The sequence below is a fragment of the Methylobacterium sp. E-046 genome (assembly GCF_022829625.1).
Lineage (GTDB): Bacteria > Pseudomonadota > Alphaproteobacteria > Rhizobiales > Beijerinckiaceae > Methylobacterium > Methylobacterium longum.
This window is the reverse complement of record NZ_JAKSYP010000281.1, coordinates 1-19,007: the sequence shown is the minus strand read 5'-3', so window position 1 is coordinate 19,007 and position 19,007 is coordinate 1. Positions and strand designations below refer to the sequence as shown.

The following is a 19,007-nucleotide window of genomic DNA, read 5'->3' as shown; positions in this document are numbered from 1 at the left end:
TCAATCAGGCCGGTTCGTGGGCCGCGCGGGCTCGGGCGCGCCGCTCCATCTCCCGCGTGGCGGGCGGGACGAAGGCGAGGATCAGCACGAGCGCCGCGGCCTCGACCGCCGCCACCAGCCACAGCCCGGTCGAGACCGAGCCGGTATGCTCGCGCAGGTAGCCCATCACCGCCGGGGCTCCGAAGCCCGCGAGGTTGGCCACCGAGTTGATCAGCGCGATCCCGGCCGCGGCCGCCGAGCCGGCCAGGAACCGGCCCGGGATCTGCCAGAAGACCGGGATCGCGCTCATCGTGCCGACGACGGCCAGCCCGAGCATGATCAGCGCGAGGATGGGCGCGCCCGTGACGAAGACGCCGGTCAGCGCGATGGCCAGCGCCCCGATGAAGGCGGGTACGCCGCAATGCAGCCGCGCCTCTCCGGTGCGATCGGAATGGCGCCCGTTGAGGATCATCCCGGCCCCGCCGCACAGGTAGGCCGCCGACATGATCCACCCGACCGTGAGCGGGTCGGTGAAGCCGGCGTCGCGCACCACGCTCGGCCCGAAGAAGGTCAGGGCCGAGTTCGCCGTGACGATGCAGAAGAAGATCGCGATGCAGTGCCAGACGCGCACATCCTTCAAGGAGGCGAGGATGCGGTGCTCGCGGTGGCCGAGGGCGGCGGCATCGCGGGCGAGGTCGGCCTCCACCAGCGCTTTCTGCTCCGGCGTCAGCCAGCCGGCCTTCGCCGGGCGGTCGGTGAGGTAGAAGAGCGTCACGACCCCCGCGAGGATCGAGGGGATGCCCTCGAGCAGGAACACCCACTGCCAGCCGGACCAGCCGTTGACGCCGTGCATCCCCGCCATGATCGCGCCGGCGAGCGGGCCGCCGATGACGCCGGCCAGCGCCGAGGCCGACATGAACAGCCCGAACACCTTGGCGCGCCGCTCGCTCGGGTACCAGTAGGTGAGGAACAGGATGACCCCGGGATAGAACCCCGCCTCGAAGACGCCGAGGAGGAAGCGCAGCACGTAGAAGAACGTCGCCGTCGTGACGAACATCATGGCCACGCAGCACAGGCCCCACAGCAGCGTGATGCGCGCGATGGTCTTGCGCGCCCCGACATGCTCGAGGAGCAGGTTGCTCGGCACCTCGCAGAGGAAGTAGCCGATGAAGAAGATGCCCGCGCCGATGCCGTAGACGGTCTCGCTGAATCGCAGCTCGGCGAGCATCTGGAGCTTGGCGAAGCCGATGTTCACCCGGTCGATCCACGACAGGACCCAGAGGAACATCAGGAAAGGCAGCAGCCGCCACGTGATGCGCCGGTAGGTGTCGTCGAGGGCACTGGACGCCGCGATGGCCGTGCTATCGGCGGCTCGCTGCGCCTCGATCGTCATGGCTTGCCCTACACTGAAAGCGTGGCTGGACTGCATTGGACTGTGTTCGACAATGAGCGGTCGCGCCAGTCTAAAAGGCGACGGCGGCGCGATTTATTCAATGTCTTGGCCTCCGGTGTCTTGGGGCTTGAGCAGGAACCCGAGGTCCTCTCCGAGACCGGTCGTGTCGAAGGTGACGGCCGGCGGCCGTCGATACGGCGCGCGGGCCGCGGCGATGACGGCCCGCACGCCCGTCTCGACCGAGCAGAGGACCGGCACCGGCACGTGCGGCTGCAAGAGTGAGGCCAAGCCTACGAGGGCGGCGCCACCGAGGATGACCGCCTCGGCGCGGTCGTGTTCGACGCAGGCGCGGCAGGCGGCGGCCAGTTCCGGCATCGCCGCTCGCGGGTCCCTGGCGATCTCGCCGCCGGTGCGCGCGATTGTCCGGATGCCCACGAGGCCGTCGCCGAGGCCCAGGCCGGCGACCGCCTCCGCCAGCATCGGCTTCCACAGGGCGCCGCCCGTCACGATGGCGTAGCGCGACGCCACTCCCTGGGCTTCGAGGCACGACGCTTCGAGCATCCCGACCACCGGGACCGGTGCGATCTCCCGCAGGGCGAGCAGGCCGGGATCGCCGAAGCAGGCGAGGAACACCGCGTCGCAGCCGCGTCCGTGCTCCGCGAAGGCGTCGAGGGCGGCGTGGCCGGCGATCGCCAGGGCCGACCGGCTCGCGATGTAGGCGGCGCCGAAGCGCGCCGTGACCGGGACGAAGGTCGCGGCCGCGCCGGCGATCTCCGCCACCCGCTCGGCCACGAGGGCCGTCACCGAAGCGCTGGTATTCGGATTGAGCAGAAGGATCCGCATGGGGCGCCCTCGCGTGGCGGTGGGGGAAATCGGCGGATGCGGCGCGGATCGTGCCGCGCCGCCGCGATGGGTGCGCAGCCCCGGCTTAGGCGGGGCGCGCCGCGAGGGCGGGCCGCCGCCGCATGATGAGGGCGTAGATCCCGAAGCCCAGGGCGCAGCCGATGAACCACGTGAAGTTCGCCACGCCCTCCAGGCCGGGGAGGATCACGCACAGCACGGGGATCAGCGCGGAGGGGATGATGGCCCCCACGGCGGCGAGGTTGTAGCCGTTCTTGTACCAGTACGTCCCGAGGGGGCTCATCGTGTAGAGATCGTCGACCACGACTTTCTCTTTCTTCACGAGGTAGAAGTCGGCGATCAGGATTCCGAACAGCGGACCGATGAAGGCGCCGAGGATGTCAAGCGTGTAGTGGATCACGGCCGGATTGTTGTAGAGGTTCCAGGGGGTGATGAAGATCGAGCCCACGGCCGCGATCATCCCGCCCATCCGCCAGGAGATCCGCCTCGGCGACACGTTCGAGAAGTCGAAGGCGGGCGACACGAAGTTCGCCACGATGTTGATCCCCACGGTCGCCGTCATGAAGGTCAGGGCGCCGAGCACCACCGCGAAGGTGCTGTCGATGCGGCTCACCGTCTCGACCGGGTCGGTGATCAGGTGGCCGAAGACCGGCACCGTGGCCGAGGCGGTGATGACCGTCAGGAGCGAGAACCCGAGGAAGTTCACCGGCAGGCCCCAGAAGTTGCCCCGCTTCACCGCCTCGAAGCTCGAACCGTAGCGCGAGAAGTCGCCGAAGTTCAGCATCGGGCCGGAGAAGTAGGAGACCACGAGGGCGACGGCGTTGATCATCACCGGCAGGGCGTCCCAGCCGGTGTACTTCACGGTGCCGAGGGTCAGCCCGATCTGGCCGATGCCGGCCTTGGCGACGAGGTACCCGGCCAGCGCGATCATCACGACGTAGACCGCCGGCCCCGCCCAGTCGATGAACACGCGGATCGCTTCCATGCCGCGCCAGAAGACCAGCGCCTGCAGCACCCAGAGCGTCATGAACGCGGCCCAGCCGAGGGCCGACAGGCCGGCGAAGCCGTAGTGCCTGAGATCGGCGTAGGTGGCGAGTTCGGGGAAGAAGCGCAAAGCCACCACGGTGAGGGCCGCCGAGGCGAGGTAGGTCTGGATGCCGTACCACGCGACCGCGATCAGTCCGCGGATGATCGCCGGGATGTTGGCGCCCTTGACCCCGAAGGAGGCCCGGCAGATCACCGGATAGGGCGTGCCGGTCTGCTGGCTCGGCTTGGCGACGAGGTTGCAGAAGACCTGCACGATCACGATGCCGACCAGCAGGGCGATCAGCACCTGCCAGCTCACGAGGCCCAGCGAGAACAGGCTGCCGGCGGTCACGTAGCCGCCGACGCTGTGCACGTCCGACATCCAGAAGGCGAAGATGTTGTAGGTGCCCCAGGTCTGCTTCCGGAGGGGGGCGAGATCCTCGTTGACGAGATTGGGGTCGTAGCTCGGCTTGATCAGAACCGTCTCGCGCTCGTCGGATACGGCCGTACTGGCTCCGGCGGCCTCGATGTGTGCGTACATCGCGTTCCTCCCTGTTCGATGCAGCCCTGTTGCCGGGCCTTCTCGTGGACGTGACGGCCTGTCCCGGCGCGCCACGCAAGACTTGTGCTCCGCTGCCTGGAAACTCTGCGCGCCTGGATCGATGACCTGTTTCGAACTGCAGAGACGGTCCGGGCCGGTCCGGAAGACGGAGTTGATCTATCGGTCGATCAAGACTTCCAGCCTGCCGCGGATCGCCCGCTCGTCGGCCGGCGCTGACGCGGCCTCGGCGAGGCGCCGGGACAGGTTCGGGACCGTATCGTCCTCCGGTCCGAGGCCGGTCGCGTATACCCGCTCCGCCGTCGCCGCGCCGGCCTCGGGCGACCCGGACACGTCGGCGCAGACCGCACCGAAGACTTCGCGGAACAGGGCCGGACCCATGCGGCTCGGGCGATAGCCGCCGCGCGGCGGGTGCGCCGCGATCCAGTGCCGGGCGATGTCGAGCCGGGTGGTCACCCAGGCACCGGGATGATCGCCAACGTAATCGAGAAACCGTTCCAGGGCGGCGGCGCGGCCCGGACGTCCGACCAGGCGGCAGTGGAGCCCCACCGACATCATGCCGCCCTGCTGCATCCCGCCCTCGCGGTACAGCACGTCGAACGAGTCCTTGAGGTAGGTGAAGAACTGGTCGCCGCTGTTGAAGCCCTGCGCCGTTGCGAACCGCATGTCGTTGGCGTCGAGGGTGTAGGGGACCACGAGTTGCTGACGACCGCCGGCCGTCACCCAGTAGGGCAACTCGTCGGCGTAGGAATCGGCGAGGTAGAGGAAGCCGCCCTCGGCCGCCCCCAGGGCGAGCGTGTTGGTCGACGTGCGGCCCTGGTAGAGGCCGAGCGGCCTGCGGCCGGTCAGCTCGGTCTGGAGGGCGACGGCGGCGTCGATGTCTGCGCGCTCGGCCTGCGGACTGTAGTCGCGGTAGTCGATCCAGCGCAGGCCGTGGCTGGCGATCTCCCAGCCGGCCTCCACCATGGCCGCCACGGCCTCGGGGTTGCGCTGCATCGCGGAGGCGACGCCGAAGACCGTCACCGGCAGGTTCCGGCGCGTGAAGGCGCGCCAGAGGCGCCAGAAGCCGGCGCGCGCCCCGTACTCGTAGATCGACTCCATGTTCGCGTGGCGCTGGCCCAGCCAGGGCAGGGCGCCCACGATCTCGGACAGGAAGGCTTCCGACGCCGCGTCGCCGTGGAGGATGCAGTTCTCTCCGCCCTCCTCGTAGTTGACGACGAACTGGACGGCGACGCGCTTACCCGCCGGCCAGCGCGGGTCCGGCCGGTGCCGGCCGTAACCCACCATGTCGCGGGGATAGTCCTGGTCGAGATCGAACATGGTGTCAGCCCTCGTCCCGACGCGTGATAAACGCCTCGGCGTTCCGTGGTCCAATATGTTGTTCGGCTCGATTGATAGATTGCGCGTTTGAATCCCGCTGCGGCGCGGGCCGTCCGGACGGCTTCGCGTCACCGGCCCGGAAGCCGCTCCGTCCATCGCGACGCCTCCTCGCGGATCACGTCCAGGAAGTTGTCGACCACGGGATTCTTCCGCTTGTGGTGCAGGGCGTAGACGTCCGCCGACAGGAATGGCGGATCGATCGGGAGGATGACGACGTCCGGATGCCTCAGGCGACCGACGAATTCCGGGATGATGGCGAGGCCGAAGCCGGCGGCGACCAAGCTCACCAGGGATGATGCCTCCCGGACCTGCTGCGAGATGTCCGGCGTGAAACCCCTGAGGACGCAGCCCTGATAGATCTCGTCGGCGAAGCGGGAGCTATCGAGGCGCAGCGAGATGAGACGCTCGCTCCGGAAGACGTCGATCGGCACGCTGCGGCCGGCCGCGAGGGCGTGCCCTGCCGGCAGCGCCACGCACAGACGCTCCCGCCACGCAATCTGTCCGACGAGGTCCGGATCCTCGGGCGGGCTGCGCAGGAAGCTGAGATCCGTCCTGTGCGCCTTCAGGGCCGCGATCTGATCGGCCGGCGCCATCTCGTGGATGCGCACATCCACGCCCCGGCATCGCTGCTCGAAGGCGCGGATCAGGCGCCCGAGCGGTCCGACGAGGACGGAGCTCGTCATGCCGATGTTCAGGAGGCCGGCCGTGCCCGTGCCGATGGTCCGTGCCCGATCGACGGCGTCGGCGGCTTGAACGAGGATCGCCCGCGCGTTCCGGAGGAAGTCTTCCCCCGCAGCCGTCAGGGTGACGCGCCGGCTCGACCGCTCGAACAGATTGACGCCGATCTCCAGTTCGAGGTCGCGGATCTGCTGACTCAGCGGCGGCTGCGAGACGCCCAGGCTGTTGGCGGCCGCGGTGAAGCTGAGATGCTCGGCGACCGCCACGAAATATCGGAGGTGCCGAAGCTCCATGCACCGAAGCCATATGTATTTGGTATCAATGAGAACACAAAAGGTATTTGACGTCTAGACCGCGGCTGCGGATTGTCGGCGCACCCGATCCCGCTTCGGATCGCGCCGTCGCTGCGGGCGGTTGAATCTTGGGGGTGCAGGCATCCGCTTCCCCCCGGAGCCACGTGCGGCACCTGCAGCCCTGGAGCCCGTGAGAGAGCGATGACGCATTCGCCCGACAACCCGCCCTACAACCCGCCGTGCGGCGGCCTGCCCCCCCAGACGGCGCTGATGACCGGCCGGGCGGTGTTCACCGAGAGCTACGCCGTCATCCCGAAGGGCGTGATGACCGACATCGTCACCAGCGTCCTGCCGTTCTGGGCGGACACCCGGGCCTGGATGCTGTCCCGCCCCCTCTCCGGCTTCTCCGAGACCTTCGCGCAGTACCTGATGGAGGTCGCCCCCGGGGGCGGCAGCGAGCAGCCCGAGCCGGATCCCGAGGCCGAAGGGGTGCTCTTCGTGGTCGCGGGCCGCCTGCGGCTCGTCCTCGGCGGGCAGGCGCATGCCCTGCGCCCGGGGAGCTACGCCTACCTGTCGCCCGGGGCGGCCTGGAGCCTGCGCAACGATGGCGACGCGCCGGCGCGCTTCCACTGGGTCCGCAAGGCCTACGAGCGCCTGCCGGGCCTCGACGCCCCCGATTCCTTCCTGGCCCACGAATCCGACATCGCGCCCGCCGCCATGCCGGGTACGGACGGGGCCTGGGCCACCACCCGGTTCGTCGGCTCCGACGACGTGCGCCACGACATGCACGTCAACATCGTCACGCTGCGTCCGGGCGCGTCGATCCCGTTCGAGGAGACGCACGTGATGGAGCACGGCCTGTTCGTGCTGGAGGGCAAGGCCGTCTACCGCCTCAACCGCGACTGGGTCGAGGTCGAGGCCGGGGACTACATGTGGCTGCGCGCCTTCTGCCCGCAGGCCTGCTACGCGGGCGGCCCCGGCCCGTTCCGCTACCTGCTCTACAAGGACGTCAACCGGCACGCGGCCCTGCGTCCCCGGGCGTCGCGATGACCGGGCGCAGCGTCACGGCGCAGCCTCTCACCGCAGAGGCCTTTGCACCCTTCGGCACGGTGATCGACAAGGCCGCCACGGCGCCGCGTCCGATGAATGCCGGCATGGCCCGGCGCTTCCATGACCTCGCGACGGTGCGGGTGAGCGGGGACGATGCCCAGGTCGTCGTCGGCCTCGTCGAGGCCCAGCCCTACGTCCTGCCTCTCGTGGTCCGCCTCGTGGAGCGTCATCCCCTCGGCAGCCAAGCGTTCCTGCCCCTCAGCGCGGCTCCGTTCCTCGTGGTGATCTGCCCCGACGAGGCCGGCCGGCCGGGCCGCCCGCAGGCCTTCGTCACGCAGCCCTGGCAGGGCGTGTGCTACGCTCCGGGAACGTGGCACGGCGTGCTCACGCCGTTCGGGCAGGCCCAGGACTTCGCCGTCGTCGATCGCGGCGGCGCGGGGGTGAACCTGGAGGAGCACCGGTTCGACGAACCCTGGACCGTCACCCTGGCGGCGCCCGCCCGGTAGCGGCGCGGCGGGTTACGGGACCCGGCTTTGCCGCCTCGGGCTGCGCCGCGTCAGTGGAGCCAGCCTTCTCCCGTCCCCTTCGCCCGGGCGATCGTGGCACCCATCCGGGTCAGAGCCTGCCGCAGTGGCGGCGGGATCCCATGCGCATCGTCCGCCTCGATCAGGCCGTGGGCCATGAGCAGGTGATCGGCCGCGAGTTCGAGGACCGACTGAGGCGGCGCTCCGCCGTCCCGCGGCGGTGGTACATATCGTCCGATCGTCCCATCGGCGGCCAAAGCCTCCGTGCGCTCGGACCGATCCGCGTGACCGAACCGAGATAGCCCAGAAACGTCCGTTCGGGCGGCCCGAATGACGGCACCGCACCGGCCGCGACCCAGACATGCCCGCCATCCGGAGTCCGCACCCGGTAGCGGCCGTGGAACTCCGCGTGCTCGCGGACCGCACCCTGCAGGAAGGTCCGGATGATCTCGCGATCGGCGGCGTGGAGGCACGCCAACCAGCCCGATCCCACAGCCTCGCTCAAGGGCTGCCCGGTGAGGTCCGCCCATTCCGGGCCGACATAGGCCAGGGCGCTCCGCGCGTCGGTGACGAAGATCATTCGGCGCGGTCCTGGCAAGCACGTCGCACGACCGCACGCCGGGTATACAAGTCGCGGGGCAACCGATCACCCGTATGGCGCATTAACCAGTCGAAGTGCCCGCCCAGGTTGCGAGCACCGGATACCGGGCGGTGTCCGTCGACATGACTCGGTCAGGTCTGAAGTTCGTTTCGCCCCCTCCAGCGGTCGCGTGCCGACGACCGGTGCCCGGGTCGGGAGCGCGCCGGTGATGAACTATCGAGACAGCAGCCGTCAGACCCTGCAACGCATCGCCGACGCGCTCGCAACCGACGTGGCGGTCTTCTCGGATGCGGCCGTGGGTGAACGACACGACGTTCGAGAGACGCTGGAACTCCTGGCCGCGTTCGCGCGCATCGCGGACGCGAAGGATCGGCGCGCCTGCGTGGATTTCGTCCGCGCGCTGGCGACGCGTCAACGTGCTTCCTGAAGGCGTTGCTCAGTGGCGTTCGCGATCGGGCTGCGCGTCCTGCGCAGCCAATAGCCTGCCGAATTCCAGCAGCGTCGCGTCGATCAGCAGGCGCAGCACCGGCGAGCCGACTTCGGTCACCAGCGGCCGGACCGCGATCAGCGCATCCACCACGCGGTCGATCGCGCGCATCCGCCGGGCCGCCTCGGTGGCGTCGTCCCACTGGGTCTCGGTGAGGTCCAGGACCACGCCCCTGCAGCGCTGGCCGCGGCCGTGAGCGTCCGCCTCGATCCGCCCGCGCGCGGCGACGCTGCGGGTGCCACCGACGCCGCCATTGGTCTGGAAGTCGGCCTCGAAGCGGCCTGCCGTGCGGTGTGCCTCCTGGATGAGATCGGCCACACGCTCGCGATCCTCGGGATGGATGCCGTCCAGGAACGCGGAGATCGGCACGCCCGTCGCAGCCTTTTTCGCGTCGACGCCGAGCAGATCGGGGAGGGCGCCCGTCAATTCGATCGTCTGAGTCGCGAGATCCGTCTCCCAGAAGCCGACATACTCGGAGGCCGCCAGAACAGATCGAAGCGATGGCGCCATCGGCAACCCCCCGGGTTGTGTCGACTTGCTAAAACGCAACTTGAGGCTTCAACGGTAGCCCCGCGCATCTGTTCCACCCGTGATCGCCAGCCGATAAGGCCGTTCTCGTCGCCCCCGATGGGACGCGCGGAGCGCAGGACGCCGTGACGCCGGCCGTCGGGATCCCAATACGCCGCGGCCGGTCTCCGGCCCGCCGAGCGACGTCCGGAACGGGCGGCGGCACCCAGGCCGGCGAGAGGGGACCGCGAAGGAGCGACGCACCGCGCACGCCACGTAGAGGGCGGCGGACCGCGAGGACCGTGAATGGCGAGGAGCAACCCGCTGCCTCGGTGCGATGGTCATTCTGCCGCACAGCACAGATCTCGTTCTCGGCCTGTTGAATCCTGAACTGGCTGGGAGTTTTGCGATTGTGTCCCTGTCTTGCGGTATCATGCTCACGGCAGCGGTCGGCGCCGTCGCGCTCACCATTGCGGCCCTGCCGGCCTTCGATCGCTTCCTTCGGTGGTGAATCCACCGTCCGCGCGCGCCGCGCAGCATCGGTGCGACCCCGGGTCGGGGCGATCCCGCGAAGCCGGGCGGCCTCGAGCCGTCGTCCTCCTCGTGGCCGGGGCCACAGACCCCGCGGTGACCCGGAGCGAGCGCGTCGCCCGCGCGCGTGACCCCGACCGACCGGTCCGGTCAGTCGGGGGATCCGTCACTCATCGGACTGGAAATCCGCGAGATTGGCCGTCAGCTCACAGATCGCACCCTCGGGGGGGTAGGCCAGCCGCACGGACGCACTGATGATCCCGGACAGCCCCCGTTCGATCAGGCGGCTGCCGAACCCGCGCTGCTTCGGCGGCACGACGCGCGGGCCGCCCTGCTCGATCCAGCGGATTTGGACTGACGGTTCTGCGCCCTTGGCCTCGATCACCCAGTCGACGGACACGTGGCCCTCCGATGTGGAGAGCGCTCCGTACTTGCTCGCGTTCGTCGCCAGCTCGTGGAGGACCAGCGCTAGCGAGAGGGCGGCTTTGGACCCGACGCGGACCAGCGGCCCCCTCAGGCGCAGACGACCGAGCTGGGCGTCGTCGTGGATCGCCAGGGCGGCCCGGACCACCGCCTCGAGGTTGGTGTGCTCGCTGGTGCCGCTGAGCAGGATGTCGTGTGCCCGGCCCATCGCGATCAGCCGCGCCGACAGAGCCGTCCCGGCGGAGGTCAGGTCCGGCGCGGTGCGGATGGTCTGAGCGGCGATGGCCTGCACCATCGCCAGAGTGTTCTTCATGCGGTGCGACAACTCGCGGTTGAGCAGTACCTGCTGCTCCTCCGCGCGCAGGCGGCCGATGCCGACCTGCACCCGATCCGCGACGTTGCGGGCGAAGGCGATCTCCTCCGGTGCCCAGGTGCGTACCTGCGGGCTGTGCACGAACAGGACGCCGACCGTCCGGCCGGCTTCGCGTACCGGCACGTTGACCTGGGCGCGGATGTTCAGGGCGACGAACCGTTCCGCATGCCCGGCGGTGCGCGAATCGGCGGTCACGTCGGGGATGGCCAGGGTCTCGCCACGCTCCAGGGCGGGCCCGAACGTGCCGTAAGTCGAGAAGTGGTGGCGCCCGACGACGCTGGTCCCGTCAGGCGCAGTCCAGTCCCGCGGGATCGTGATGATCTGACAGGCGCCGTCGACTTCGCCGTACCCCGCGCGACTGGCATTCAACGTTCGCCCGACGATCTCGGCTGCCTTGGCGGTCATCTCGGGGATCGTGGAGAGGTCGCGCAGATGGTCGCCCAGCTCGATCAGGGCCATGCGACGCGTCGCGGCGGCCTTCGCCAGCACCTCGGCGACCTGCATTTTCGCCATCTGCCGGCGCTCACGCAGCAGGATCATGATCTGCCGGGACAGGCGCCGCAGGGCATCCTGCTGCTCGTCGCTCAGACCGTCCGGTCGGGGCTGATGGTCGATGACGCAGAGGCTGCCGAGCGCGCGCCCGCGCTCGGTCCGGAGGGGCGCTCCGGCGTAGAAGCGGATGTGCGGCTCGCCCGTCACCAGGGGATTGCTGCGGGTCCGCGGATCGGCGGCGAGATCCGGGATGATCAGCAGGTCCGGCTCGTGGAGCGCGTAGACGCAGACGGATCGACTCAGGTCGGTCTCGCTGGCCTGGAATCCCACCCGCGCCTTGAACCACTGCCGGTCGGCAGCCACGAGGCTGATCAGCGCGACAGGCGTCTGGCAGACCAGCCGGGCGATCTGGGCCGCGTCATCGAAGCTCTCCTCCGGCACCGTGTCCAGGATGTCGAGCGCGTCCAGCTCATCCAGCCGGGCCGGATCGGAGGTATCTGGCCGGACGCTGGTATGGGAGACGGGAACCATCACGGGAGCTTGAGCTGGACGGCCCGGTTGTACCGCTCCCGGGACCGGCTGTCAGCAAACTTAAGTTGCCTCTCCGTTCGATGCCTCGCAGCGCGATGAAACACGGGCGATGGAACACTTGGCCCTGATGGCCGGTTCGAGCCTGCGGCGCGCCACGTCTGCGCCGGTGATGATCAGGGCTTCGCGATGGCGACAGGGACTGTGAAGTGGTTCAACGAGACCAAGGGTTACGGCTTCATCCAGCCGGATGACGGCGGCAAGGACGTCTTCGTCCACATCTCGGCGGTCGAGCGCGCGGGTATGCGCAACCTCATCGAGGGGCAGAAGATCTCCTACGACGTCGAGAACGATCGGCGGAGCGGCAAGGAGAGCGCGGCAAACCTCAAGGGCGCCTGACGGGCGCCTGAGCGCTCCCGCTTCGGGATCGCCGCCGAGGCCAGAGGTGGCTCTCAGGCACCTGCGCCTCGGCCGCGCCGCGTTCCGGGCTTGAGGAACGGCGCTCAGAGCCCCGTCCGCCCGGCATCCGATCGGGCGGCGGGGCCGCTGGCCGGCGCGCGCTGCACGCGCGCGACGATCCTGCTGTACCGGCAGGGCGCTGCGGCCGGCGCGTCCGAGCCGTGCTCCAGAACGCGCCTCAAGGCGCACCGGGTGCGACCGCGCTGGACACGGTGCGCCCGGCATCCAGGGTTCGGCCGGACAACCGGGCCGTCGGCGCCCTAGTGGCTGCCGCCGAGATACGCGGCCCGCACGGCCGGATCGTTGCGCATCTGCTGGGCCGGGCCCTGGAAGCGGATCCGGCCGTTCTCCAGCACGTAGGCGTGGTCGGCGACGCCGAGCGCCGCCATGGCGAACTGCTCGACGAGCAGCATCGTCACCTGCTCGGCCTTGAGCAGCCGGATGATCCGGAAGACCTCCTCCACCAGCTTGGGGGCGAGCCCCATCGAGGGCTCGTCGAGGAGGAGGATCTCGGGCCGCAGCATCAGGGCCCGGCCCATGGCCAGCATCTGCTGCTCGCCGCCCGAGAGCGTGCCGGCGAGCTGCGTGCGCCGCTCCTTCAACCGCGGGAACAGCTCGAAGGCCCGCGTGCGGTCGGCCGCGACATCGCCCTTCGGCCGGGATCCCGTCAGCCGGGGGAAGGCACCGAGGGTCAGGTTGTCCTCGACCGAGAGCGTCGGAAACACGCGCCGGCCCTCCGGGGAATGCGCGAGGCCGAACCGGGCGACGTCGTGGCTGTCGAGGCCGCCGATCTCGCGCCCGTTCAGGCGGATCGAGCCGGCGCGCGGGCGGATCATGCCGGACAGGGCGCGCATCGTGGTGGTCTTGCCGGCGCCGTTCGAGCCGATCAGCGCCACCACCTGTCCCTTCGGGACCGTGAAATCGAGACCATGCAGCACCTCGACCTGGCCGTAGCCGGCCGACAGACCCGTGACCTCAAGCATGGGCCGTCTCCTCGTCGGCGACCGGGCTGCCGAGATAGGCCTCGACCACCTTCGGGTCGGCCTGCACCTCGCGGGCGCTGCCCTCCGCGATCTTGTGGCCGAAATCGAGGACGCTGACGCGGTCGCACAGGCCCATCACCACGTCCATGTGGTGCTCGATCAGGATCACCGTGATTCCGGCATCCCGGATCTTGCGGATGATCGTCGTCAACTCGGCGATGTCGGGCGCGGTGAGGCCCGCGGCGGGCTCGTCGAGGAGGAGCAGAACCGGGTCGAGGGCGAGCGCGCGCCCGATCTCGAGGAGCCGCTGCTTGCCGTAGGGCAGGTTGCGGGCCTCCACCTGCGCGAGGGCGCCGAGGCCCACGAAGTCGAGGATCGCCATGGCGCGGGCGCGCTGCTCGCGCTCCTCCCGGCGCCGGCGCGGCGTGCCCAGGATCGCGTCGAACAGGGTGCCGCGGAAGCTGTGGTGCAGCCCGACCAGCACGTTCTCGAGCGCCGTCATCTCGCGGAACAGCTGCACGTTCTGGAAGGTGCGGGCGACGCCGGCGGCGGCGATCTCGGAGGGCGTGCGCCCGTCGAGGCGCTTCGAGCCCTGGCCGCGGGCCAGGGTCACGCTGCCGCTGGTCGGCCGGTAGATGCCGGTGAGCACGTTCATCATCGTGCTCTTGCCGGAGCCGTTCGGTCCGATCAGCCCGTGGATCGTGCCCGGCCGCACCGTGAGGTCGACGCCGGCCAGGGCCTTGAGGCCGCCGAACTGCATCAGGGCCTGATCGACCGTGAGCAGCGGGTCCGCGCCCGCGCCGCCGCTCTGAGCGCTGAGCGCCGCGCCCTCGGCGTGGAGGCTCTTGCCCTCGGCGGTGTGGGCGGGGCGCAGGGCCGGGATCTTCTCGCGGACGAAGCCCACGATCCCGTCCGGCAGGTAGTACACCACGAACAGGATCATCAGGCCGAACACCGTCAGGCGGAAGTCGGTGACGGATTCGAGCAGCAGGGTCGCGGGGAAGAAGGCGAGGCAGAGCCCGACCGGCACCAGCAGGGCGAACCGGTTCTCCTGGCGGCGCAGGAACGCTAGGCTGCCCACGACCAGGGCGGCGAGGGCGATGATCCCCGCCATGATCCGCACCAGCGCGATGTCGGCCAGCACGTTCGGCATCATCACGATGATCGCAGAGCCGATGATCGGCCCCGCCCGCGACTTGCGCCCGCCCATCGTGACGGCGAGCAGGAACAGCACCGTGAGTTCGAACCCGTAGGAGTTCGGCGCCACGTAGCGCTCCGACCACGCGAACAGCGCGCCCGCGAGGCCCGCCAGCGCCGCCGAGATCACGAAGGCGTAGACCTTGTAGCGGTAGACGCTGACGCCCATGCAGTCGCAGGCGATCGGCGAGTCGCGCAGCGCCTCGAAGGCCCGGCCGTAGGGCGAGCGCACCACGCGGTTGACGACCAGGATCGTCGCCAGCAGCGCGAGGCAGACGAGGTAGTAGAATTCCAGCTTGCGCCCGGCCGCGCCCCAGGGCGCCTGCATGCCGATGAGCGAGAAATCCAGGACGCGGGCCGGCGGCAGGGTGATGCCGAGGGGGCCGTTGGTCAGCGGCGTCAGCTCGTTGATGAAGATCTGAACGATGGTGCCGAAGGCCAGCGTCACCATGGCGAGATAGGGGCCGGTGACCCGCAGGGCCGGCACGGCGAGCAGCACGCCGAAGGCCGAGGTCACGCCGATCCCCGCCAGGATGCCCCACCACAGGCCGAGCTTGAAGTGCAGGAACAGCACCGCCGCCGCGTAGGCGCCGACGCCGAACAGGCCGGCATGGCCGAGGCTCACCTGCCCGGTATAGCCGACCACGATGTCGAGCCCGAGGATCAGGATCGCGTAGATCGCGATCACCACCATCAGGTGGACGTAGTACGAGCTCGTGACCACGTGCGGGAAGACGGCCAAGCCGACGACCAGCAGCACGGCGCCGAGGAGGCCCACGTGGCGTGACAGGCTCGGAGCGGCGGCCGGGGCGGGCGCTTCGGCGGGGGCGAGGGTCTGCGCCATGGCTCAGGCTGCCGTGAAGGATGCGCGGGAGGTCAAGCTCAGACCTTCTTGATGACCGCCTTGCCGAACAGGCCGACGGGGCGGATGGAGAGGACGACGAGGAGCAGGATCAGGCCCGGCACATCCTTGTAGCCGGTCGAGATGTAGAAGCCGGTCAGCGTCTCCGCGACGCCGAGGATCAGGCCGCCGACGATGACGCCGAGGCCGGATTCCAGGCCGCCGATGATCGCCACCGCGAAGGCCTTCAGCGCCAGCACGGAGCCCATCGTGGCGCCGGTCAGGGTGACGGGCGCCACCAGCACGCCCGCGAAGGCCGCCGTCATGGCGCTGATCGAGTACGACAGGGTGATCACCTTCTGGGTGTTGATGCCCATCAGGCCGGCGGCGTCGATGTCGTTGGAGGTGGCGACGACGGCCTTCCCCCAGATCGACTTGCGATTGAAGATCTCGACGGCGAGCATCATCAGCAGCGCGCCCGCGACGATCAGCAGCTCCATCGGCAGGATGCGCACACCGCCGACCTGGAGGGCGGTCTCGGGCAGCGGCGAGGGGAATTTCAGGTCGTCGCGGCCCCAGATGTTCTCGGCGACGTTCTTGAAGATGATGCCGAGCGCGATGGTCGCCATGATCCACCCGTACTCGGACTTGATCTTCACGGCCGGGCGCACGCCGAGGCGTTCGACCACGGCCCCGAGGGCGAAGCCGAAGACGAGGACCAGCGGGATCATCAGCCAGTAGCCGATGAACGGCACCAGGGTCAGGCCGAACAGGGCCCCGAGGGCCAGCGCCTCGCCCTGGCCGAAATTCAGTGTCTTCGAGGTGGCGAAGGTGAGCTGATAGCCGAAGGCGATGGCGGCGTAGATCATGCCGACCGCGACGCCTGAGGCGATGAGCTGAAGCAGGATGGCCATGGGTCTACTGTCACCGGAGGGACGGCCGATCCCGCGGCCGGGGCCGCGGGATCGTCGGGCAGTCTGCTGGCGGCCGCGCTGAGGGAGGCTCGCGCGGCCGTGCGGGACCTCAGTTCGAGGACTTCTCCTTGACGCGGACGACGCCCGCGTTCTTGGCGTCCTCGTCCTTGGCGTAGACGATCTTGCCGTCCTGCACCTTCCCGAAGACGACCATGTTGCGCGAGATCGCGTTGTGGTCCTTGGCGGTGAAGGGCTTGTCGTAGGTCGTGACCACGCCCTCGACCTTCTCGTTCAGGTTCTCGAGGGCGGTGCGGATCTTCACGCCGTCGGTGCCGCCGGCCTGCTTGATCGCCGCGGCGAGGAGGTAGATCGAGTCGTAGCCCTGGGCACCGGCCACGGGGGTCGGGATCTTCGTGACGCCGTAGGTCTTGTAGTAGTTCTCCAGGAACGCCTTGCGCTTCGGCAGGGTCTGATCCTCGATGAAGGTCTGCGGCATGATCACGCCGTTGCCGTTCGCGCCGGCGATATCGATGAAGCTCTGCATCGAGGAGGGCCAGCTGGTGATCATCGGCACCTTCCAGCCGAGCTTGGCCATGCCGTTGGTGATCTGGGCCAGTTCCGGCCCGATCCCGTAGGCGAGGATCACCTCGGCGCCGGCCTGCTGCGCCTTGAGCAGCTGGGCCGTCATGTCGACGTCCTTGATGTTGAACTTCTCGACCGCGACGGGCTTCACGTTCTTCGTGGCGAGATACTTCTCGATATCCTCGCGCCCGAGCTGCCCGTAATTGGTCGAGTCCGCCAGGACCGCGATCTTCTTGTGGCCCTGGGCGAGGGCCTCATCGACCATCAGGCCGGCCTGGAGCACGTCGTAGGCGGAATTCCGGAAGACGTAGTTGGCGTCGTAATCCGGCTCCTTGAATTGGTTGGTGATGATCGTCCCGGTGGCGACGTTGTTGAACACCGGGATCTCGGCTTCCTGGTAGAAGCGCTGGGCGGCGAGCGCCACGCCGGTGTTGATGAAGCCGACGCTCGCGACGACCTTCTCCTTGTTGATGAGTTCCTGCGCGACCTGCGCGCCGACCTCGTTCTTGGCCTCGTCGTCGCGCTCCACGAGCTGGATCGGGCGGCCGAGCACGCCGCCGGCCTTGTTGATCTCGGCGGCGGCGAGCTTGGCGCCGTCCCGCATCGAGACGCCCATCGACGAGGAGCCCCCGGTAAAAGGACCGCTCAGCCCGATCTTGATCGGATCCGCGGCCTGCGCCGGGAGCATCGCGACCGAGAGCAACAGCGCGGCGGCGACCGCGCGACCTGCGAAGACCATCGTTTCCTCTCCAAGCTTCCGCTCGTGCGGTGTGCCCTTCCCCGGGGCACTCTGTGCAGCGGTCTCTTCAACTTGCGACGGGCCGTCAAGCTGCGACCCTGATAAAGCTTCGACGATGAGTACGGATTGTCCGGAATCCGTCGTCGCGAAAGCAACATCCTGGCCGAATCCGGCCCCGCTACATAGGCGAGCGGATTACCGGCCGACCCTGTTCGTGGTGGACAATTTCGGTTCTCTGCGCCGAAACTGATCTTTCAGCTCGCCGAGCCGATGTCGCGCAGTGATCGGCCTTGCGGCGTGCTGCGCAGCCCGATGGGCCCGCACTCCCGGTGGATCCGCGGGTTCCTTCAACGGAGGACCGCCCCGGAGGACGTCCCTCCGGCCGGCAGTGAGATCGGCGGCGCCACGCGCCTCCTGGCCGCATCGCCACCACCCGCCAGCCGCGGAGGGCTGCGCGCTGCGGTTGAGGATTGCGGTCCGCCACTGGAGGCCGCAACGCAAGCGTGGATGAGGTTCCGGACGAACCTCAGCCCCTGCAACAACCGCGAGTGTCGGGGTGCCGAAGCGCAAGCTCATCCCGGTCAGACCGCCGCGACGGCGTAGCAATGGGCGCTGGATGGGGTGGCGCTAGCGGGGCCTCGGGACTGGGACAGCGTATCGGATCGGCTGCGCGCCGGACCTTCGTCGCGTTGCTGTTCAACGTCGATGCGGATCAAGCTGCCGCGGGTGTTCCCCTGTCGGCTTACATCGACGGCTTCCGCTCGCACGACCAGGAGCATGCGCACGCCCTGATCCGTCGCAGCATCGACGAGGCTATCCCGTTCGTCGCCGCGTACCGGGCGCTCTCGGCCGACGGCCTCACGCGGCGGGTCCTCGGCGGCGACGCCATCCGCGACACGGCCGGGCGTCCGGTGCGCGGTCGCGGCCGGACACCCGTACATCCGCCAACGGGGCAGGGATCATCCCGGTCAATCGTCTGGAGCACCCGGCGAGCATCGCCTGGCCGCCCAGCAGGCGATCGCCGGTTTGCAAAACCGGGATCTGAAGGCCCGCGCGGATGCGCTTCGGCTGGAGTTGGGCCGCAAGCTTGCCCAGGAGGAGGTGCCGGACCGGCGCACGCACATGAACGGGGCGGGGGCACGCCGCCCGATCGCTCAAACGCGCCGATGGCGTCCGTTCGCGACGGCGCCACCCGGCCCGCGATGCCGCTCAGGGCGGTGCGGCACCCTCGCGGGGGCCGGGTTGCGGGCGCGCACGAAACGGCCCGCCGCGGTCGGGCCGGGCGGGCCGAAGATCGCGTGGGCCGGCCTCGTCGGAGGATGGAGGCCGGCGGTCGATCGGGCGGGGGTTAGCGTTACGACTGCGTCTTCAGGTAGGCGATGACATCGTTGATCTTCTTGTCGTCGGTGTAGCCCTGGAAGATCATCTTGTTGCCCGGTACCTTCGCCTTCGGGTTCTTCAGCCATTCGTGGAGATTGGCCTCGTCCCAGGTGATCCCGGAATTCTTGAGCGCGGCGGAGTAGCTGTAGCCCTCATAGGTGCCGGCCTTGCGGCCGACGACACCCTTCAGGTCCGGGCCGACGCCGTTCTTCTGGAAGTTGTGGCAG

17 protein-coding genes and 1 pseudogene are annotated in these 19,007 nt (G+C 69.3%); 4 read left to right on the top strand and 14 right to left on the bottom strand.

Going from position 1 to position 19,007, the window contains the following annotated elements; all coding sequences use genetic code 11:
- Positions 1-4: 4 nt before the first annotated feature.
- From MKK82_RS30750 to MKK82_RS30730, 5 genes and pseudogenes are all read right to left on the bottom strand, one after another.
- Positions 5-1,372: an MFS transporter gene (locus tag MKK82_RS30750; RefSeq protein ID WP_238290931.1), complete on the bottom strand. Its 1,368-nt coding sequence runs from the start codon at positions 1,370-1,372 to the stop codon at positions 5-7.
- 93 nt (positions 1,373-1,465) lie between these two features.
- Positions 1,466-2,215 (bottom strand): aspartate/glutamate racemase family protein, encoded by a 750-nt coding sequence (locus MKK82_RS30745; protein ID WP_238290930.1) that lies wholly within the window; start codon positions 2,213-2,215, stop codon positions 1,466-1,468.
- An 85-nt stretch (positions 2,216-2,300) separates the two neighbouring features.
- A complete protein-coding gene (locus MKK82_RS30740) occupies positions 2,301-3,800 on the bottom strand; it encodes an NCS1 family nucleobase:cation symporter-1 (RefSeq protein WP_238290929.1) in 1,500 nt (499 codons plus the stop codon).
- Between the two features lie 216 nt (positions 3,801-4,016).
- Positions 4,017-5,138, bottom strand: a pseudogene (puuE, locus tag MKK82_RS30735) (allantoinase PuuE); the annotation flags it as partial.
- Between the two features lie 128 nt (positions 5,139-5,266).
- Positions 5,267-6,169: a LysR family transcriptional regulator gene (locus MKK82_RS30730; RefSeq protein ID WP_238290928.1), complete on the bottom strand. Its 903-nt coding sequence runs from the start codon at positions 6,167-6,169 to the stop codon at positions 5,267-5,269.
- A gap of 201 nt (positions 6,170-6,370) precedes the next feature.
- Here MKK82_RS30730 and MKK82_RS30725 point away from each other — a divergent pair, with 201 nt between their 5' ends.
- Positions 6,371-7,219 (top strand): bifunctional allantoicase/(S)-ureidoglycine aminohydrolase, encoded by an 849-nt coding sequence (locus tag MKK82_RS30725; protein ID WP_238290927.1) that lies wholly within the window; start codon positions 6,371-6,373, stop codon positions 7,217-7,219.
- Positions 7,216-7,725: an ureidoglycolate lyase gene (locus MKK82_RS30720; protein ID WP_238290926.1), complete on the top strand. Its 510-nt coding sequence runs from the start codon at positions 7,216-7,218 to the stop codon at positions 7,723-7,725. Before MKK82_RS30725 ends, MKK82_RS30720 begins: the two co-directional genes overlap by 4 nt.
- A 50-nt stretch (positions 7,726-7,775) precedes the next feature.
- Here MKK82_RS30720 and MKK82_RS34115 read toward each other — a convergent pair whose 3' ends face one another.
- Both MKK82_RS34115 and MKK82_RS30715 read right to left on the bottom strand, forming a co-directional pair.
- On the bottom strand, positions 7,776-7,901 hold the full coding sequence (locus tag MKK82_RS34115) for a hypothetical protein (RefSeq protein ID WP_279603371.1): 126 nt from the start codon (positions 7,899-7,901) through the stop codon (positions 7,776-7,778).
- Positions 7,886-8,323 (bottom strand): PAS domain-containing protein, encoded by a 438-nt coding sequence (locus tag MKK82_RS30715; RefSeq protein WP_238290925.1) that lies wholly within the window; start codon positions 8,321-8,323, stop codon positions 7,886-7,888. The genes MKK82_RS34115 and MKK82_RS30715 overlap by 16 nt, the downstream gene beginning before the upstream one ends.
- Before the next feature lie 190 nt (positions 8,324-8,513).
- On the opposite strand from MKK82_RS30715, the gene MKK82_RS30710 reads away from it, so the two are divergent.
- Positions 8,514-8,771 carry a hypothetical protein gene (locus MKK82_RS30710; protein WP_243987860.1) on the top strand — a complete coding sequence of 86 codons (258 nt, stop codon included), beginning with the start codon at positions 8,514-8,516 and terminating at the stop codon, positions 8,769-8,771.
- Between the two features lie 9 nt (positions 8,772-8,780).
- On the opposite strand, the gene MKK82_RS30705 is transcribed toward MKK82_RS30710, so the two are convergent.
- On the bottom strand, positions 8,781-9,257 hold the full coding sequence (locus tag MKK82_RS30705) for a PAS domain-containing protein (protein ID WP_238290923.1): 477 nt from the start codon (positions 9,255-9,257) through the stop codon (positions 8,781-8,783).
- Positions 9,258-10,035: 778 nt separating this feature from the next.
- The gene (locus MKK82_RS30700; protein WP_243987859.1) at positions 10,036-11,688 is read right to left on the bottom strand and encodes a sensor histidine kinase; all 1,653 of its coding nucleotides are present in this window, start codon (positions 11,686-11,688) and stop codon (positions 10,036-10,038) included.
- 186 nt (positions 11,689-11,874) lie between these two features.
- On the opposite strand from MKK82_RS30700, the gene MKK82_RS30695 reads away from it, so the two are divergent.
- The gene (locus MKK82_RS30695) at positions 11,875-12,084 is read left to right on the top strand and encodes a cold-shock protein (protein ID WP_238290921.1); all 210 of its coding nucleotides are present in this window, start codon (positions 11,875-11,877) and stop codon (positions 12,082-12,084) included.
- A 320-nt stretch (positions 12,085-12,404) separates the two neighbouring features.
- Here MKK82_RS30695 and MKK82_RS30690 read toward each other — a convergent pair whose 3' ends face one another.
- The 5 genes from MKK82_RS30690 to MKK82_RS30670 all read right to left on the bottom strand — a co-directional run.
- Positions 12,405-13,127 carry an ABC transporter ATP-binding protein gene (locus MKK82_RS30690; protein WP_243987858.1) on the bottom strand — a complete coding sequence of 241 codons (723 nt, stop codon included), beginning with the start codon at positions 13,125-13,127 and terminating at the stop codon, positions 12,405-12,407.
- Positions 13,120-15,168: an ABC transporter permease subunit gene (locus tag MKK82_RS30685; RefSeq protein WP_238290917.1), complete on the bottom strand. Its 2,049-nt coding sequence runs from the start codon at positions 15,166-15,168 to the stop codon at positions 13,120-13,122. Before MKK82_RS30685 ends, MKK82_RS30690 begins: the two co-directional genes overlap by 8 nt.
- Positions 15,169-15,206: 38 nt before the next feature.
- Positions 15,207-16,079, bottom strand: a complete 873-nt coding sequence (locus tag MKK82_RS30680) for a branched-chain amino acid ABC transporter permease (protein ID WP_238290915.1) — start codon at positions 16,077-16,079, stop codon at positions 15,207-15,209.
- Positions 16,080-16,188: 109 nt separating this feature from the next.
- Entirely contained in the window at positions 16,189-17,400 is a 1,212-nt protein-coding gene (locus MKK82_RS30675; RefSeq protein WP_238290914.1) for an ABC transporter substrate-binding protein, read from the bottom strand.
- Between the two features lie 1,354 nt (positions 17,401-18,754).
- The coding region (locus tag MKK82_RS30670; RefSeq protein ID WP_243987856.1) for a c-type cytochrome at positions 18,755-19,007 on the bottom strand (253 nt) is incomplete at its 5' end.

Excerpts from the sequence above, each read along its gene's own strand:
- MKK82_RS30750 (WP_238290931.1), bottom strand. The coding sequence starts at position 1,372 with ATGACGATCGAGGCGCAGCGAGCCGCCGATAGCACGGCCATCGCGGCG.
- MKK82_RS30745 (WP_238290930.1), bottom strand. The coding sequence starts at position 2,215 with ATGCGGATCCTTCTGCTCAATCCGAATACCAGCGCTTCGGTGACGGCC.
- MKK82_RS30740 (WP_238290929.1), bottom strand. The coding sequence starts at position 3,800 with ATGTACGCACACATCGAGGCCGCCGGAGCCAGTACGGCCGTATCCGAC.
- MKK82_RS30730 (WP_238290928.1), bottom strand. The coding sequence starts at position 6,169 with ATGGAGCTTCGGCACCTCCGATATTTCGTGGCGGTCGCCGAGCATCTC.
- MKK82_RS30725 (WP_238290927.1), top strand. The coding sequence starts at position 6,371 with ATGACGCATTCGCCCGACAACCCGCCCTACAACCCGCCGTGCGGCGGC.
- MKK82_RS30720 (WP_238290926.1), top strand. The coding sequence starts at position 7,216 with ATGACCGGGCGCAGCGTCACGGCGCAGCCTCTCACCGCAGAGGCCTTT.
- MKK82_RS34115 (WP_279603371.1), bottom strand. The coding sequence starts at position 7,901 with ATGGCCCACGGCCTGATCGAGGCGGACGATGCGCATGGGATCCCGCCG.
- MKK82_RS30715 (WP_238290925.1), bottom strand. The coding sequence starts at position 8,323 with ATGATCTTCGTCACCGACGCGCGGAGCGCCCTGGCCTATGTCGGCCCG.
- MKK82_RS30700 (WP_243987859.1), bottom strand. The coding sequence starts at position 11,688 with ATGGTTCCCGTCTCCCATACCAGCGTCCGGCCAGATACCTCCGATCCG.
- MKK82_RS30695 (WP_238290921.1), top strand. The coding sequence starts at position 11,875 with ATGGCGACAGGGACTGTGAAGTGGTTCAACGAGACCAAGGGTTACGGC.
- MKK82_RS30690 (WP_243987858.1), bottom strand. The coding sequence starts at position 13,127 with ATGCTTGAGGTCACGGGTCTGTCGGCCGGCTACGGCCAGGTCGAGGTG.
- MKK82_RS30685 (WP_238290917.1), bottom strand. The coding sequence starts at position 15,168 with ATGGCGCAGACCCTCGCCCCCGCCGAAGCGCCCGCCCCGGCCGCCGCT.
- MKK82_RS30680 (WP_238290915.1), bottom strand. The coding sequence starts at position 16,079 with ATGGCCATCCTGCTTCAGCTCATCGCCTCAGGCGTCGCGGTCGGCATG.
- MKK82_RS30675 (WP_238290914.1), bottom strand. The coding sequence starts at position 17,400 with ATGGTCTTCGCAGGTCGCGCGGTCGCCGCCGCGCTGTTGCTCTCGGTC.